Source organism: Flavobacterium chuncheonense (assembly GCF_042686145.1).
GTDB classification, from domain to species: Bacteria; Bacteroidota; Bacteroidia; order Flavobacteriales; family Flavobacteriaceae; genus Flavobacterium; species Flavobacterium chuncheonense.
On record NZ_JBHUPC010000012.1, the window covers coordinates 196,027 to 213,419 of the forward strand.

General features: G+C 37.7%; 11 protein-coding genes. 4 read left to right on the forward strand and 7 right to left on the reverse strand.

The genetic code is table 11. The features are described 5' to 3' along the window. The first annotated feature begins 7 nt into the window (after positions 1-7). The 4 genes from ACFS5J_RS04935 to ACFS5J_RS04950 all read left to right on the forward strand — a co-directional run bounded on the left by ACFS5J_RS04935 (position 8) and on the right by ACFS5J_RS04950 (position 2,120). Positions 8-166, forward strand: a complete 159-nt coding sequence (locus tag ACFS5J_RS04935; protein ID WP_379810931.1) for a hypothetical protein — start codon at positions 8-10, stop codon at positions 164-166. Positions 167-397: 231 nt separating this feature from the next. Next, complete coding sequence (locus tag ACFS5J_RS04940) at positions 398-949, forward strand: hypothetical protein (RefSeq protein WP_379810932.1); 552 nt, start codon at positions 398-400, stop codon at positions 947-949. Positions 950-1,015: 66 nt separating this feature from the next. Next, positions 1,016-1,444, forward strand: coding sequence for a thioredoxin family protein (locus ACFS5J_RS04945; RefSeq protein WP_379810934.1), 429 nt, complete (start codon positions 1,016-1,018; stop codon positions 1,442-1,444). 22 nt (positions 1,445-1,466) lie between these two features. Then, a complete protein-coding gene (locus tag ACFS5J_RS04950) occupies positions 1,467-2,120 on the forward strand; it encodes a hypothetical protein (RefSeq protein ID WP_379810935.1) in 654 nt (217 codons plus the stop codon). A 971-nt stretch (positions 2,121-3,091) separates the two neighbouring features. On the opposite strand, the gene ACFS5J_RS04955 is transcribed toward ACFS5J_RS04950, so the two are convergent. The 7 genes from ACFS5J_RS04955 to ACFS5J_RS04985 all read right to left on the reverse strand — a co-directional run bounded on the left by ACFS5J_RS04955 (position 3,092) and on the right by ACFS5J_RS04985 (position 17,189). Continuing rightward, a complete protein-coding gene (locus ACFS5J_RS04955; RefSeq protein ID WP_379810936.1) occupies positions 3,092-5,674 on the reverse strand; it encodes a S9 family peptidase in 2,583 nt (860 codons plus the stop codon). Positions 5,675-5,696: 22 nt separating this feature from the next. Next, positions 5,697-7,100, reverse strand: coding sequence for a RagB/SusD family nutrient uptake outer membrane protein (locus ACFS5J_RS04960; protein ID WP_379810937.1), 1,404 nt, complete (start codon positions 7,098-7,100; stop codon positions 5,697-5,699). 17 nt (positions 7,101-7,117) lie between these two features. Continuing rightward, the gene (locus ACFS5J_RS04965; protein WP_379810938.1) at positions 7,118-10,204 is read right to left on the reverse strand and encodes a SusC/RagA family TonB-linked outer membrane protein; all 3,087 of its coding nucleotides are present in this window, start codon (positions 10,202-10,204) and stop codon (positions 7,118-7,120) included. Between the two features lie 851 nt (positions 10,205-11,055). Further along, positions 11,056-11,523, reverse strand: coding sequence for a thermonuclease family protein (locus ACFS5J_RS04970; protein WP_379810939.1), 468 nt, complete (start codon positions 11,521-11,523; stop codon positions 11,056-11,058). An 869-nt stretch (positions 11,524-12,392) separates the two neighbouring features. Next, positions 12,393-13,784 carry a T9SS type A sorting domain-containing protein gene (locus tag ACFS5J_RS04975; RefSeq protein WP_379810940.1) on the reverse strand — a complete coding sequence of 464 codons (1,392 nt, stop codon included), beginning with the start codon at positions 13,782-13,784 and terminating at the stop codon, positions 12,393-12,395. A gap of 306 nt (positions 13,785-14,090) precedes the next feature. After that, a complete protein-coding gene (locus tag ACFS5J_RS04980; protein ID WP_379810941.1) occupies positions 14,091-15,485 on the reverse strand; it encodes a T9SS type A sorting domain-containing protein in 1,395 nt (464 codons plus the stop codon). Between the two features lie 306 nt (positions 15,486-15,791). Beyond that, a complete protein-coding gene (locus tag ACFS5J_RS04985; protein WP_379810942.1) occupies positions 15,792-17,189 on the reverse strand; it encodes a T9SS type A sorting domain-containing protein in 1,398 nt (465 codons plus the stop codon). Positions 17,190-17,393: the final 204 nt, after the last annotated feature.

The following is a 17,393-nucleotide window of genomic DNA, read 5'->3' on the forward strand; positions in this document are numbered from 1 at the left end:
AAATTCAATGCATAAAATCATTTTAACCATAGCCTTATTATTTACAAGCTTAATATACGCTCAAGAATATAAAATTAAAAAAATCGAATCACCACAATATGGCAATATTGCAAAAGGCAAAACCAGAATAACTATTACCGATTCATTGATTATTATTTCCGATTAAAAAAAAAAGTCAAAGTATGTAATTCAAGGGCACGAAGAGGTTGACCAACAAAAAAAATATTATACGCTTAGTAGCGGTAAAAAAAATATAGTCTTTACAATTAATGAAAAAGAAAACAAAATAATAGCGAAACCTAAAGAAGAAGTAACGGAAAACATGCTGGAACTAATATTTTCATATTGAAAACACTAATAAATCATTTTAATATTAACGAATTTAAATTTATTAAGCATGAAATTAAAAACCTTAGTTGTATTAGCTTTAATAGCGATGTTCAAAGTATCTGCTCAAGAAAAACAATTATTCGCTAAAATTCCCGTCAAGTATAGTAACGCAAAGGAATTTGTATTATTCAACAATGAAAAAGACAGTATCATTTCATTCAATCGCAATCATAGCGAAAAAGAAATTAAACAAGGAACCAGCAATTACAAGCTTGTAAATCGTAAAACATTGGTTGATGAAAGCGGTGAAACTGTTGCCTTTTTTAAAAATAAAAAAATCTACTTCCCGTCAAAAGATATCAGTATTACAGAAAAGAAAACAAAAAACGGTTGGGCCTATTTTTCAAACGAAGAGAAAATATTAGAAATCAATTATACATTCAATAAAGAAGCAAAAGAATACGACATAACATTAAAAATTGACGAATCCAATGAAGTAACCGAGAATTTAATAATGCTTAGCATGGGTAAATTCGATAAAAGAGTCATTATGGATTATGAAAATGATGATGATATTTCAACTATGATGATAATTGCAATTATTGTTGCTTTAGCATAAACCGCTTAAACAAATTAAAAACCAAGGTTGTAAATTATGTTTACAACCTTTCTTATTTACCAAAACATGAAACTATTCCATACCCTATGCTGCTTATTCCTTTTCCAAATCAGTATCGCTCAAGAAATCGAAAAATACACCGACTGGAACCAAGCGGTATCCGTAGCAAAAAAGGAAAACAAACCAATATTGATAATTTTAACAGGAGCTGAATGGTGCAAGCCTTGTGTTAAAATGGAACGAAACGTTATAAGTACAAACGAATACAAAAGATTCGCACAACAAAATTATGTTACGTATGAAATCAACATACCCAAATACCATGATTACAACTCTAAAATCATGCAAGAGTACACCCATTTCAAAAACAAATACCAATCAAATGCTTTACCCTGTCTTATTTTAGTAGACAATGATGGTAATGAAATTACAAAAATTACAAATGGACTAAGCTCACTTGAAAAAGTATTAACCCAACTAAAAGCTAAACTGTAAAGCAATTAAAAATTAATTAAATATGCATCAAAAATTAATTTTTCTACTTACAATACTACTCTTCAGTCTGTCTGGTAAGGCACAATATGAATTACCAAAAGACACTCTTATTCATCTTGAGGAGGTTATTATAAAGAATAATAAAAAAGTAAAGAAATACATTTCAAAAGTAGAACTGAAAGGAATTCCTGCTTTTAATGGATTAAACTATGTCAAAAAAGAGGTCAGTGCAATAAGAAACATACCCAAAGGCCGCTTATCTTATGTAGACTTTTATTTCAATACTGGACTTGTAAATCTTTTTAAAAAAAAATTAAATATAAACTATAAAGATACCCAACTTGGACTTTTAATATATGAAATAGGTGAAGATGGTAAACCTGGTAAAGCAATTAGTGAAAATCAAATTAAATTCATTGTTACAAAAGAACATGATGGCAAATTCCGTATTGATTTAACTCCCCTAAATTTACAATGCACAGATATTTTTATAGGATTCGAAGTGCTCAGTACCTCAGATGGTAAGGAAGACAATATCTATGTACGTTACAACGATAACGATGAGGCTTGCTCCTATTATATCAGTAAAAATAGCAATAACCAAAATTGGTTGAAAACCCCATTTCGAAAACATTTCAAACTTACACTTGGTGTAGAAAAAATAAAATTGCGCTAGTCTTTCGCCTAAAATCAAAAATTCAAAAGCTTTAATCTTCAATAACGAAAAGATTACTCCTTACAAAGTATAGCAAATAATATCTTTTATTGCACACTTCTCAATCGTCCTTAGCTTCCGCAGTTGTATAAAAAAACAACTCGTCTATTCACCACATTTCTAAAAACGGCCTAGGAATCCACAGTCGATTGTCAAATGTTCGAAGAAAGCGTAAAAAAAGAAAAGCTGTTCGAAGCGAAGCAAGTTCTTTTCTTTTAGCTATCGAGAGCTTATTTGACCGACGAAGATTCCAGCCTTGATCTTTTTTGTTTCTTTTTTGCATCAAGGCAAAAAAGAAAATTTACTCTATAACCAATTTACTCCTCCAAACCGAAATTAATAAATACATTCCCCATTCCCTACTAAATCACTTTTACGCAGTGTAACAAATGATATCCCTTTAAAACATAATCGTCTATTCAGCACAATACTAAACCAGCCTTAGATTCCGCAGTTTAGCATCAGCCCATAAAAACACAATTCACCTATTCACTACTACCCTCTTTTGCGCAGTGTAGCAAATGATTTTCGTTAAGAAATCCCGAATCCCTGTAGGGATTTTAGAAAATCACTTTGCGGTTCCCTAAAAACACTTTTTTAGGGAAACACCTCGTAAAAGAAAAGCCTTTTTTGGTACTTTTTTGGGCTTCAAAAAAGTACACTATTCTATCACCAATTTACTCCTCCAAACCCCACCATTCTTACCCAAAACCTGCACCGCATACACCCCACTTGCCATAGCCCTAGTATCAAATTCCAATGACGTTTCAGCAGATTTACAAAATCAAAATTGGCTCTTGAACATTTGATAATACAAGGAAAAACAAAGTTTCAGTACAAAGAACAGCCCACTCAAAAACAAGATACATTCATAGTTTCAAATAAAACCAAAAAAGGTGCCGCTTCGGCGACACCTTGTAACTAAATCAAAATCACTCCATCCATTCCGCATTCAGTTTCCCTTTCAAATAATAATCAAACCAATCTTCTATTTTGTGGGTCAAGTCCCGTTGATTCTTAGTATCTGCAAAAACATGTCCCTCTCCTGGGTATACCAACAAAGTACTTTTTTTACCCAAGCGCCATAAAGCATTGTATAATTTCACACTGTGTAACCAATCAAGTTGCAAATCTTCTGTTCCTGTCCATATGAGTACAGGTGATGTCACATTTTGTACATGCAACAAAGGAGAATTACGATAAAATGTTTTCTCATAAAAAGGTGCCGTAGTACGATATTGCCCAAATTCATAGCGCCACATATTCGATACGCCATGTCCATCCATCGTCAAATAGCCACTGGTCAAATCAATAGAAGGAGCACCAATAACAGCCGTTTTAAAAAAAGAACTCTGGGTCATGATATAAGACGTTTCATAACCTCCAAAAGAGTGTCCAATTAAACCTATCGAATGTTTAGCAATAGGATAATCTTTTAGTACACTTGTAACCGCAGCGGTAACACAATCCAAGGCATCATCCCCCGGAGTATTAACCCCATAAGTAATATCAGGATACAAAACAAAATAACCATTTGTAACAAAATTAGTTATATTAAAACCATTGTTATTTTCTTGGCTAGGTGCTGTATAATCAAAAACCTCACCCGACTTCTTTTCATAAATAGAAACTAATAGTGGATATTCTTTTTGTGCATCATAATCATCAGGATAAAACAATGCACCTTTCAATAATTTACCATCCTTATTTTGATAAGTAATCAATTTAGATTTCCCCCATTTAAATTGCGCTTGTTGTGGATTACTTTGACATACTATTGCTTCTTCTCCTTTTGAAGAAACATACAACAAGCGTGGAGGCATCGCAAAATCAAACTCCAAAATCAAAAAATGATTCAAATCATCAGTTGCTTGAATTACATGAATAGTCCGCTCTCTATTGATTAAAGTATTCATTTTACCATTTGGCATTAAAACACAAATTCCATGAGACAAAGTAGCTTCGTTTTCAATAGTTAATAGAAGTGATTTTCTAAAATCTACAACCTTTGTTCTTAATCCATAATAAGAGGGATTGGGTGCTGAAGTTAGGAGTGATTCATATATTCTATAGATTGTTTTATGCTTAGCACCATTAGTCAAACGCCGCTTAGTTTGCCCATCTATTGTAATCAACCATAAATCATAGTGATCACTAATAACAAGCCCACTTCCATCAGTTAGCCAAAAAGGAGATGAAGCTGGTGGTACTATATCGAGTTGATCATAATCCTTTCTTTCAAATGACACTTCCATTCCTTTAGTCAAACAGCGATGCTCTTGCTTCACAATATCATAAACCCACCATTCACCATCTCTAAAGTAAGCTATACAATTCCCCTTTGGTGAAAGCATTACTTGATTTTCAAAAGCCTTTTGCTTGTCCGATAACAACACTTTCTTACCTGTAGCCATCTCCTTTACATAATATGCCATAATCTCTCCACTCGACTTGTACAATGGTGCCAGTTCATCATTATTGGAAACCAAAGCATATTGCGTATCGGAAGTCAAAATTGCATTGTCGTGTTCCGAATCTGCTACTGCCAAAAGAGTATTTTGATAAACATCCCACGAATACCAAAATAACGAACGCCCCTTATGCTTTTTATAAGCTTTTGGAGGAACCGTCAAATCAGTAGATTTCCAAATTTGTACTGCCTTCTTATCCAACTCAGATGGTGACGGAAGAGCTTCTAATGAAAGCAATACTTTTCCTTTAACTTCAGGCAAATACAAAAAATTATAGGTCATTCTATATCCAGAAGGAATCCCCTCAAAAGTAGAATCCAACTGCTTTACTAATACCCTATTATCAAATCCTGTACACCAATACAATCGTTTTGGATATTGGGAAGGAACGGTGTCATATTCAAAAAAAGTCAACACATCATTCGCAGCATCCCATGTATAATCTTTAAAAGTACTTTCCTCCTTGCCTTTTACGAGGACAATGGGTTCAGAAATTCCAATTTGCAACAGTGCAACCGTGGAACGGCCATTTGCTCGTGTAACATACGCTATTTTGCTTTGGTCTGGACTAAATTGATACGACTCCACAGAAGAGATTTGCGTTGCGCTACCCGATTTCATATTTCGCAAATGCAATACTTTAGTCCCTTCAATAGCGGTAACATAGTACAAATAATTCCCGCCAGCCACAAAACCATAATCCACTACTCCTTTACTCACAAACAGTTCTTTCTTACGTTTCAAATCACGTAACCGTAAACTGTCATTTTGATAATAAGAAAACCAATCACTCTTTGGTGAAAAACTATTCCATCGAGCATGCGCAAACTGCAACCGCTCTTTTGTAACGGTTGAATACAAATACAAAGTATCGTTTTGCTCCCACTTTAAGCTATAGCTAACCCATTGACCATCTTTACTCATGATGGATTGTTCAAAACTACTCCATTTCCTATAATCATCAGGTGTCAATTGACGCTTGGCTGTCATTTGCCCATAGCCAACCTCAACAATAAAAATTAAAAATAATATAAAATACCGCATAGCTTTTTCATTTAAAATTATCCTAGTACCCTGCATTTTGGGGCAACAAATTAGGGTTCAACAACAATTCTCCGGATGGTAATGGCAATAATAAATCCTTACTATCCCACCCCGGTTTCAATACGCCTAAAACACTAGTAGCAGTTCCGGTACGTTTCAAATCAAACCAGCGATGTCCCAGTTCGGTAAAAAATTCAAAGCGTCGTTCATCTTGAATCGCAGCTAAAAGTGCAGTAGTAGTAAGTGCAGCTGTATCGGCCAACCCTGCCCTATTGCGCAACAAATTCAAATCTTGCTTAGCGCCATCCAAATCACCCAACTGCGCCTTTGCTTCAGCGCGAATCAAATACAGCTCTTCAATACGAAATAATATAGAATACTCCACAGAACTACCAGTTGGTGCTTGTTCTTTGTATTTATTCGGATAATACCAATTTTGACTACCATCCGTAACAGTACCAATCCATAAGTTTTTTCTCATATCACCTATCGCAAAAGAATTAATAAAAGCATCAGTTAAAGCAAAACTCGGTGGCGGTCCACTTGAAAAAATAAACGATTGTGCTTCAAGGGTATTAGAACCACTAAATTGGGGCAAAAGCTGCCATAAAGTACCGGTACTGCTATTCAAAAACACTTGATTCAAATCACTCTCCATTTGATACAATGCGGAATTAGCAAGCACCATATCAGCATACAATAAGGCTTCATTCCAATGCTCACTATACAATTTAATACGCGACAATAAAGCATACCCAACACTGCGATTAGGTCGAATGCGGTCAAAACTACTATAGGCTTCTGGCATTAAACTTACAGCCTGTTGCAAATCAGTTGTCATAGCAGCATAAACATCCGGAATACTTAGCTTAGATATGTTAGTATTAATTTCATAATCGGTCGTAAGGACATAAGGTATTTCTCCGTAAAGATTAACCAAGTAAAAATGCAAATAAGCCCTAACAAAATAAGCCTCACCTAGCAAACGCTCTTTATCGGCTACACTTATACCTCCAGAAGTAGTCACACCCTCAATTACCGAATTTACAGCATAAATCAACTCATATGTCGAATTCCAAAGCGTTGTAATACTTGGAGTGGTAGGCAATAAATTATTCTGATAAAAATACTCCGCACTCAAACCGCCTGTGCTATAATAGTCAAACTCATCGGAATAATTTCCCAGCAAACAGCTCAATCCATCAGAAGTACCAGTAACCAAAACCACATCACGCATTCTGGAATATACATGTGTCATCGCAGCATCAGCTGTAGTAACGTCCTCAAAAACGGTCGCCCCTGTCAATTGATTTGTCGGCAAATCTACCGCCACAAAATCTTCACAACTTTGCGACAGTATACTCACCGATGTCAACAAAACAAATAAGGCTATTTTCTTATTCAAAGTGATAATAATAGTTTTCATAATGTTGTAATTTGGAATTAAAAAGTAAGCTGTACACCAGCTGTTAAAACACGTAAAGTTGGGAGTTGACCGCGCATTTGATTTTCAGGATCTGCACCCTGAAACTTGGTAATAGTCAACAAATTCTGTCCTTGCAAATAAAGTTTACAATGAAGCATCGGCAATACCGATTTCGGTAAGGCATAGGATAAGGAAACGTTCTTCAAGCGTACATAGGAAGCATCACTATAAGCGGCATCACTTCGAATGAAATTAGTATAAAAAGCATTCACAGCATCGCCATTAAAGCCTGCAGTATAAACCTGCGTTGGAGCAATATCGCCAGCAGTTTCCCAATGGTCCAAAATACTAGTAGGCATATTACTGGCAGTACCCGGTAAATCAGTAACAGAATTACTATTAACACCAACCTGTTTCACAAACTGAAACATAAAATCCAAACCTATATTTTTATAGGTCAACGAATTGGTAAACCCTCCATAATATTCAGGACTTGTATCAACTATTTTTTGACGGTCTTCTTTGTCGGTTAACAATCCATCGCCGTTGAAATCTTTAAAAGTATAAATCCCAGTGGTTGGGTCCACTCCGGTAAATTCATATACCTTACGAATACTCAACGATTCTCCAATTACAAATTGATTAGCATAAACAGAACCTTCTAAATCAGGAAAGGAAATCAATTCATTTTGAGGTACCGTCAAATTAACCGTACTCACCCATTTAAAATTAGGTCGAGATACATTTACGGTACGCAGCTCAAGCTCTACTCCCCTATTCTCCACCGTAGCATCTAAGTTAGCTTGTACCGAAGTAAAACCTGTTGTTCCCGGCAAAGGTATCCCCACCAATTGATTAGAAGAACGATTCTTAAAATATGCTGCCGTCAATAAAATGCGATTCTTAAAATATCCAGTCTCTAGGGCTACTTCAAATTTTTTATTCACTTCCCAACTAAAATCAGGATTAAACAAGCGTACTGGCGATAAACCTACTACGCCATTATACGGAACTCCCGAAGGGGTATACGTATTCAAAAACTGATAATCCCCTATTTGGTCACTTCCTGTACTACCATAACTAGCACGTAATTTCCCAAAACTTAAAAAAGAAAGCGCATTTTGTACTGCCAATTCATTGCCAAATAACCATGCAACACCTACGGCTCCAAAATTAGCAAAGCGATTTCCTGGTCCAAATCGACTAGAACCATCACGTCTTCCCGTTACATTAATAAAATACTTATCGTTCAAACTATAATTAAAACGACCAAACAGTGCACTGTAACGATACTGCAAACTACTATTATTCAAAACCTGAGTGTAAGATGCTGCAGCAATATTATGCAACAAGCTATTACTAGTATACCCCATTCCATATAATGCCAATTGCGAAGCATCACGAGCTTGAAACGTTCCGCCCACCAGTACATCAAATTTCCCCTTGCCTACTGCTTGTTGCCATTGGATTTGGGGCTCTATATTCCAAGATTGCTGTTCCGATGTATTCACCATACTTGAAGACACGGCACTCGTTAAACCGTAAGCAGGATTGTATATTGTCGAAGGTGTAGTACTAAATTCATGCACGTTGGTAGCACTATAACCAAAAGCAGTCTTAACGGTAAGAGAAGGTAATAAAGCATACGATAACAAGCCACCACTATACAAACTCTTAACTTTGGTTTCATAAGTACCCTCTAACAAACGTAATGGATTATCCCAAGTAGAGTTCTCCCAGTTCAACTCCCCATCCTCAGTATACAAGGCTGGGGCATTAGGTGCCAATACGGTTGCAGTTCGGGTCAAATCAGTACTCAACAAATTATTGGAATCGCCTACATAATTGCTCGAAAAGTTAACGTTGAACTTTTTATCAGCAGAACTATGAGTAACAGAAAAATGAACCGCAGATTTGCGATATTTAAAATCGCCAGGAAATACCGTAGTTTCATTATAGTGTGTACCTTTCAACATAAACTGGGTCAATCCTGTTCCACCAGAAACACCCATACTGACATTGCGTATAAAAGCATTCCCTCCTATCAATTCTTTTTGCCAATCGGTATATCGTGTACGATCCCAAGTGCCGTTGACATCATAAGCCCAACTTGGTAACGGAGAAATACCATCATTGGCAAAAGCCTCCTCACGAACTGCTATATACTGCTCGGTATTCAACAAATCCAATTTTCGAGTAACTTGACCAACACCTGTATAGCTATCAAAATGAAATTGTGTTTTGCCTTGTTTACCCTTTTTAGTAGTAATCAGCACTACTCCATTGGCACCTCTGGAACCATAAATAGCAGTAGCATCAGCATCCTTCAACACCTCTATGCTCTCAATATCACTCGGGTTAATACTATTCAACGGATTTAAAACCCCACCCATTATAGAACCTGATAGAGCAATATTACCCAAACTCTCAGTAGAAAATGGCAATCCATCTACGATATACAAAGGTTGATTCCCTTCTGCGCGCAAACTATTAACACCTCGTATTTGTATGGAAAAACCACCTCCTGGTACTCCCGTAGCCTGTGTAATCGCAACACCGGCCATTTGTCCTTGCATAGCGGCTAAAACATTGGCTACCGGTTGCTTTTCTATGGTTGAAGCGGTTACTCGGGCGATACTACCGGTACGTTCTTTATCTTTTACTGTATAATACCCCGCATTTACAACTACTTCCTTCAATTGTTGGGCAGATACTTCCATCCTAACGTCTAGCACACTTTGTACAACTTTTACCGCTACAGTATGGTAACCCATATAAGAAAAAACCAAAGTATCCGATTGCGCTGCCGTAATAATATAGCGCCCATCAAAATCTGTAATCGTACCACGGTTGGCTCCTTTTACAGAAACCGAAACGCCAGCCATAGGTCCCTCAGAATCCTTAACTACCCCCGTTACCATCTCCTGCAATCGTGTCGTAGGAGATGGAAAATCGTTAACCATACCTGTAAAAAGTCCATCAGACTTTAGAAAATTGGTGCTCGTTGTACCATATGTAGTAGTAAGGGACAACAAATAACAGCACATAATAGCAAAATAAGCAGGAATACCGTTCCTACACTTGCCAAACAAGATATTATTCATAATTTTGTTTTGTTAAATGAAACATTGTTTTATTGACTTGACCCTCTACTCGTCCGCCAAGAAGTTTAGGGGGTCTACTATTGTAAGTAACACACTTTTGCTCTCAAAAGCGTCTTACTCCTTTATGTCTTTTTCACACCATAGGCAATAAAGTTTTTAATGATAAAAGAAAAACACCATTCAAAGGAATACACCATATAAACGGTGCTTTCTCATTAATTTAACTAACTAACTTAATCCGCGAATCGTAAAATAATGCTGAAGTAGGCTTAGAATCAAACGTAGTTCCTTTTGGCATAAAAAAAGGCATGGAACTCAGCTTATACGTTTCAGAGGTACTGGTATACCCTACACACGAATAAGTGAGCCCACGCCTATAGACGTGAGCATTTAACTTATCATCTCGTGTGTTAAAAATTACCAGTTTTCTGAAACGAGATTCAAAGCGAATGCTTCAATATTGTATATGAAGAATCGCAAAATTATATATTTTATATAACTCTTTACAAATATATAAAAAAATTATTAATTCGGATTATAATCCGAAAGTTTTTTAACTTTAAGAGGTTTATTTGCTATATATGGACAAGGCAAATAAAAAAATAGTTGAATATATACGTGATAATTGGGTAGTTCCAACTAACAACAATAGCCTATTCGCAACAGAACACAACTTAGACGAAAAAACTGTTAGAAGAATTAAAGATGATAGTGATTATAAAATTAGTTTAATTACTATTATGAGAATATGTGAAGCTAGAAATTTAAAGTTGGCTGAATTTTTCAAACTAATGGATTTATAAAGTTACTATTTACGAATAGCACTTTAATACACAACTACAATTCTTATATTAGTTTTTGCGCCATTCATAAGGCGGTATTGGATTATCATCAATCCACAAACCACGGCGTGCTGCCCTAGCCTCTTCTTCAAGTTGAGCCAACTCCTCAGAATTAGAATAACGTTTATAATGCCAGCCCATCCCAGCTCGTATAATTTCAGCCGATAAATACTTACGGTCAGCACCATAATAAACCATAGCAATGGCCCTACCATACCGGTCGATATCAATAACTACATACTCAATAGTAGTATTAAAAATCGCATCAGAAGTAAATTCCTTAGCCCTCGCTCCAAAAGCTTGACTCTTTTCTGGGCAATCCACCTCAGCCAACCGTAACGTAGTCTGCGTTCTTAAACTATCCAAAACAACAACGGTATCACCATCCTTAATAGCAACAACTCTAGCAGACAAATAAGTCTGCCCATTTACAGTAAAAGTAAAAGCAAAAAGAAGTAATAAAAGGTATCTTTTCATAAAGTGCAAGGTAAATAGAAAATTAAAATCGCAACAAAGCTAAAAATTCTATTCACATCACAACAACAAACTACTAAATACCAACCATCTACTAACCCTTTACACAGTATTTCCGTTAAAACACAATTCGTCTATTTTGCACACTATTAAAAACGGCCTAGCGCTCCGCAGTCGAGCATCCCCCCTTAAGAATTCAAATCGTCTATTCAACACAATTCTCAACCAGCCTTAGATTCCGCAGTCGTATAAAAACTAAACTCATCTGTTTAGCACAATTCTAAAAAAGGCCTAGGAATCCACAGTCGAGCGTCAAATGTTCGAAGAAAGCGTAACACGAGCGAAGCGAACTGGCGAAGCAAAAAAGAAAAGCTGTTCGAAGCGAAGCAAGTTCTTTTCTTTTAGCTTTCGAGAGCTTATTTGACCGACGAAGATTCCAGCCTTGATCTTTTTTGTTTCTTTTTTGCATCAAGGCAAAAAAGAAAAACTATTCTACAATCAACTTACTCCTCCAAACCGAAATTAATAAATACATTCCCCATTCACAACTAAATCACTTTTACGTTGTGTAGCAAATGATTTTCGTTACTAGCACAATTCGACTATTCACCACATTTCTAAAAACGGCCTAGCGCTCCGCAATCGAGCATCAGTCCCTTACAACTCAACTCATCTATTCTGCACTAAATCACTTTTACGCAGTGTAGCAAATGATTTGCGTTAAGAAATCCCGAATCCCTGTAGGGATTTTAGAAAATCAAAACCGGTCCCTGAGCGGAGTCGAAGGGCGGTTCCCTAAAAACACCTTTTTAGGGAAACACCTCGTAAAATAAAAGCATTTTTTGGTACTTTTTTGGGCTTCAAAAAGTACACTATTCTATCACCAATTTACTCCTCCAAACACCACCATCATTACCCAAAACCTGCACTGCATACACCCCAGGCGCCATAGCAGTAGTATCAAATTGCAACGAAGTCTCAGCGGCAACCAATTCATGCTCCAAAACCACACGCCCCGAAACATCAATAACCTGCAACTGCGCAGCAGTTTCCAATTGATAATCCAGCGTAACCATCCCTTTGGATGGATTAGGATACAACGCAATGGTACTTGCAGCCGTAAAATCTTCACTACTCAAAGTAGGCCCCACACATACATTTGTCATTTGCACCGCTACTGTAGAAACCGTTGTATTCCCACCATAAGTAGCATAGTAATTATTAGGTCCCCAGTACCATACTGTACCATCCGTCTTGGTTAACATAGTATGATACGACAAACTAACTTGAACCGTTTCCCAATCATTTGATGTACCAACTTGGGTAGGTACATTTTTATTAGTAGTAGTACCATCACCTAATTCCCCATCTGGGTTAACCCCCCAAGACCATAATGTTCCGTCACTTTTTATAGCTACAGAGTAACTAGATCCTGCATCAAAATCCTTCCAACTGCCTGCTATAGGTTGTGGTGTATTGGTAACTGTCACTGTACCATTCTGCCCAAGAGTATCTACCCCTCCCCCCCAAATCCAGAGGGTACCATCAGCCTTTTGGGCTAAAATATGTTGAGCTCCTACTCGAATCTTTACCCATGTATTCACTGTAGTAACCTGAATAGGGACAACCTCACTAATATTCGAATTTCCATAACTAAGCAAAGAAGAAGGATTAAACCCCCAACCCCATAGCGTACCATCACTTTTCAAAGCAAATGCAGTTCTGTTAGTGCTCACAGCAATATCAACCCAATCCGTTGCGGTACCAACCTGTAAAGGTGAAAGCTGTTGAGCCGAAGAACTCCCTTGTCCCAATTGAAAATAATCGTTTTGCCCCCACCCCCATAGTGTCCCATCAGCTTTTAATCCAATTGTAAAATTAGCACTAGCTGCTACTTTTGTCCAATTAGTATCCGTTCCGATTTGCTGAAATGTCGAAAAGGCTTGGATAGTTGAATTAACACCCAAACATCCATAATTATTACCTCCTGTAGCCCATAAAGTTCCATTATTTTTTATCGCAAACGTATTCAAGCTGCCACAAAAAACGCTAGACCAATCACTTGCAGTCCCCAACTGTTTGGGCACATATTCACGAGTTACATTGGAATGTAATTGTCCTCCATCAGCTCTTCCCCAACCCCACAACGTTCCATCACTTTTAATCGCTACGGTATGACCACCACCCAAATGCACACTTTCATAACACTGCCCTTGTAACCACAAACCACTAATAAGGCTTAGTATAAGTAAAATTCGTTTCATATATTCTTATATTTAAATAACATATCTATTAACAACGCAACTCGTCTATTCACTACTAAATCACTTTTACAAAGTATAGCAAATGAATTCGATATTAGCACAATTTGTCTATTCACCACATTTGTAAAAACGGCCTAGGAATCCGTAGTCGAGCGTCAAATGTTCGAAGAAAGCGTAAAAAAGAAAAGCTGTTTGAGGCTGAAAGCCGAGTTCTTTTCTTTTAGCTTGCGAGAACATATTTGACCGACGAAGATTCCAGCCTTGATCTTTTTTGTTTCTTTTTTGCATCAAGGCAAAAAAGAAAAACTATTCTACAATCAATTTACTCCTCCAAACCCCACCATCCTTACCTAAAACCTGCACCGCATACACCCCACTCGCCATAGCAGTAGTCTCAAATTGAAAAGAAGTCTCAGCCGCAGCCAATTCTCGCTCCAAAACCACACGCCCCGAAACATCAATAACCTGCAACTGCGCAGCAGTTTCCAACTGATAATCAAGAGTAACCATCCATTTAGAAGGATTAGGATACAACGCTATAGAATTGGCAGCAGTAAAATCTTCACTACTCAAAGTAGGCCCCACACATACATTAGGCATTTGCACCGCTACTGTAGACACTACAGTATTCCCACCATAAGTAGCGTAATAATTATTAGGTCCCCAATACCAAATCGTACCATCCGTCTTGGTTAACATAGTATGAAACGACAAACTATACTGCACCGTTTCCCAATCATTTGCAGTACCAATTTGCGTAGGCACATTTCTATTTGTAGTAGTACCATCCCCTAGTTGTCCTAAATCATTTATTCCCCATACCCATAACGTTCCATCACTTTTAATTCCAATAGATTCAGCAGGACCAGCTGCAAAATCTTTCCAAATTCCAGTTCCTAATGGCTGAGGAGTATTGGTCACAATTACCGCACCGCCTTGGCCTATTGCATGCTCACCACCCCCCCAGGCCCATAGGGTGCCATCAGCCTTTTGAGCTAAGATATGAGAACCACCTACACGCATTTTCACCCAAGTATTCACTGTGGTAATCTGAATTGGCACAACCTCACTAATGTTAGAATTGCCATAACTAAGCAAAGAAGAAGGATTAAAGCCCCAACCCCATAGCGTACCATCACTTTTCAAAGCAAAACCAGTTGCATCAGTACTAACAGCAATATCCACCCAATCCGTTGCGGTACCAATCTGCAACGGAAAAAGCTGTTGAGCCGAAGAACTCCCTTGTCCCAATTGAAAATAATCATTTTGTCCCCACCCCCATACAGTCCCATCAGTTTTTAATCCAATTGTAAAATTAGCACTAGCTGCTACTTTTGTCCAATTAGTATCCGTACCGATTTGTTGAAATGTGGAAAAGACTTGAGTTGTTGAATTACCCCCCAAACATCCATAATTATTACTTCCTGTTCCCCACAAAGTGCCATTATTTTTTATCGCAAACGTATTCAAGCCCCCACAAAAAACGCTATACCAATCACTTGCAGTACCCAATTGTTTCGGTATATACTCACGGGTTACGCTGGAGTGCAACTGTCCAGCATCGGCTCTTCCCCAACCCCATAACGTGCCATCACTTTTAAGCGCTACGGTATGACCACCCCCCAAATGCACACTTTCATAACATTGTCCTTGTAACCACAAACCACTAATAAGGCCTACTATAAGTAAAATTCGTTTCATATATTCTTATATTTAAATATCATATCTATTAACAACGCAACTCGTCTATTCACTACTAAATCACTTTTACAAAGTATAGCAAATGAATTCGATATTAGCACAATTTGTCTATTCACCACATTTGTAAAAACGGCCTAGGAATCCGTAGTCGAGCGTCAAATGTTCGAAGAAAGCGTAAAAAAGAAAAGCTGTTTGAGGCTGAAAGCCGAGTTCTTTTCTTTTAGCTTGCGAGAACATATTTGACCGACGAAGATTCCAGCCTTGATCTTTTTTGTTTCTTTTTTGCATCAAGGCAAAAAAGAAAAACTATTCTACAATCAACTTACTCCTCCAAACACCTCCACTATTCCCCAAAACCTGAACCGCATACACCCCACTCGCCATAGCAGTAGTATCAAATTGCAACGAAGTTTCAGCAGCCACTAATTCTCGCTCCAAAACTACACGCCCCGAAACATCAATAACCTGCAACTGCGCAGCAGTCTCCAACTGATAATCCAGCGTAACCATTCCTTTAGAAGGATTAGGATACAACGCTATAGTATTGGCTGTCGTAAAATCTTCACTACTCAAAGTAGGACCTACACACACATTTGGCGTTTGCACCGCTACTGTAGAAACCGTTGTATTCCCACCATAAGTGGCATAATAATTATTGTGTCCCCAATACCAAACCGTACCATCCGTTTTCGTTAACATGGTATGACTTGACAAACTAACTTGAACAGTTTCCCAATCACTATCCGTACCGATTTGAATAGGAACATTGGTACTAGTAGTCGTACCATCACCAATTTGACCATTTGGGTTATTCCCCCATGCCCATAATGTACCATCACTTTTAATAGCCACAGAATAACCACTACCAGCACCAAAATCCTTCCAAGTTTCAGTACCTAATGATTGTGGAGTATTCGTATAACTTACAATACCGCCTTGTCCAATAGGGTTTTCCCCCCCACCCCAGGCCCAGAGGGTACCATCAGCTTTTTGAGCTAAGATATGACCACCTCCCAAACGCATTTTTACCCAAGTAGATACAGTAGAAACTTGAGTAGGGCTAACAACACTTATGTTGGCGCTACTATTAGGCATGATAAGCGCGTTAATATTAAACCCCCAGCCCCATAGCGTTCCGTCACTTTTCAAAGCAAAACCAGTTGCATCAGTACTCACTGCAATATCCACCCAATCAGTTGCGGTACCAATTTGTAGAGGTAAAAGCTGTTGAGCCGAAGAACTCCCTTGCCCCAATTGAAAATAATCATTTTGCCCCCAGCCCCATAGTGTCCCATCAGCTTTTAATCCAATTGTGAAATAAGCACTAGCTGCAACTTTTGTCCAATTAGTATCCGTTCCGATTTGCTGAAATGTCGAAAAGGCTTGAATAGTTGAATTAACCCCCAAACACCCATAATTATTACCTCCTGACGCCCATAACGTACCATTGTTTTTAATCGCAAACGTATTCAAGCCACCACAAAAAACATTGGCCCAATCAGTATCAGCACCCAGCTGCTTGGGTACATATTCACGAGTTACATTCGAAATCAACTGCCCTCCATCAGCTCGTCCCCAACCCCACAAAGTGCCATCACTTTTAGTCGCAACGGTATGACCACCACCCAAATGTACACTTTCATAACATTGACCTTGTAACCACAAACCACTAATAAGGCTTACTATAAGTAAAATTCGTTTCATATATTCTTATATTTAAATAACATATCTATTAACAACGCAACTCGTCTATTCACTACTAAATCACTTTTACAAAGTATAGCAAATGAATTCGATATTAGCACAATTTGTCTATTCACCACATTTCTAAAAACGGCCTAGGAATCCGCAGTCGAGCATCCCCCCATAAGAATTCAATTCGTCTATTCAGCACAATTTAAACCAGCC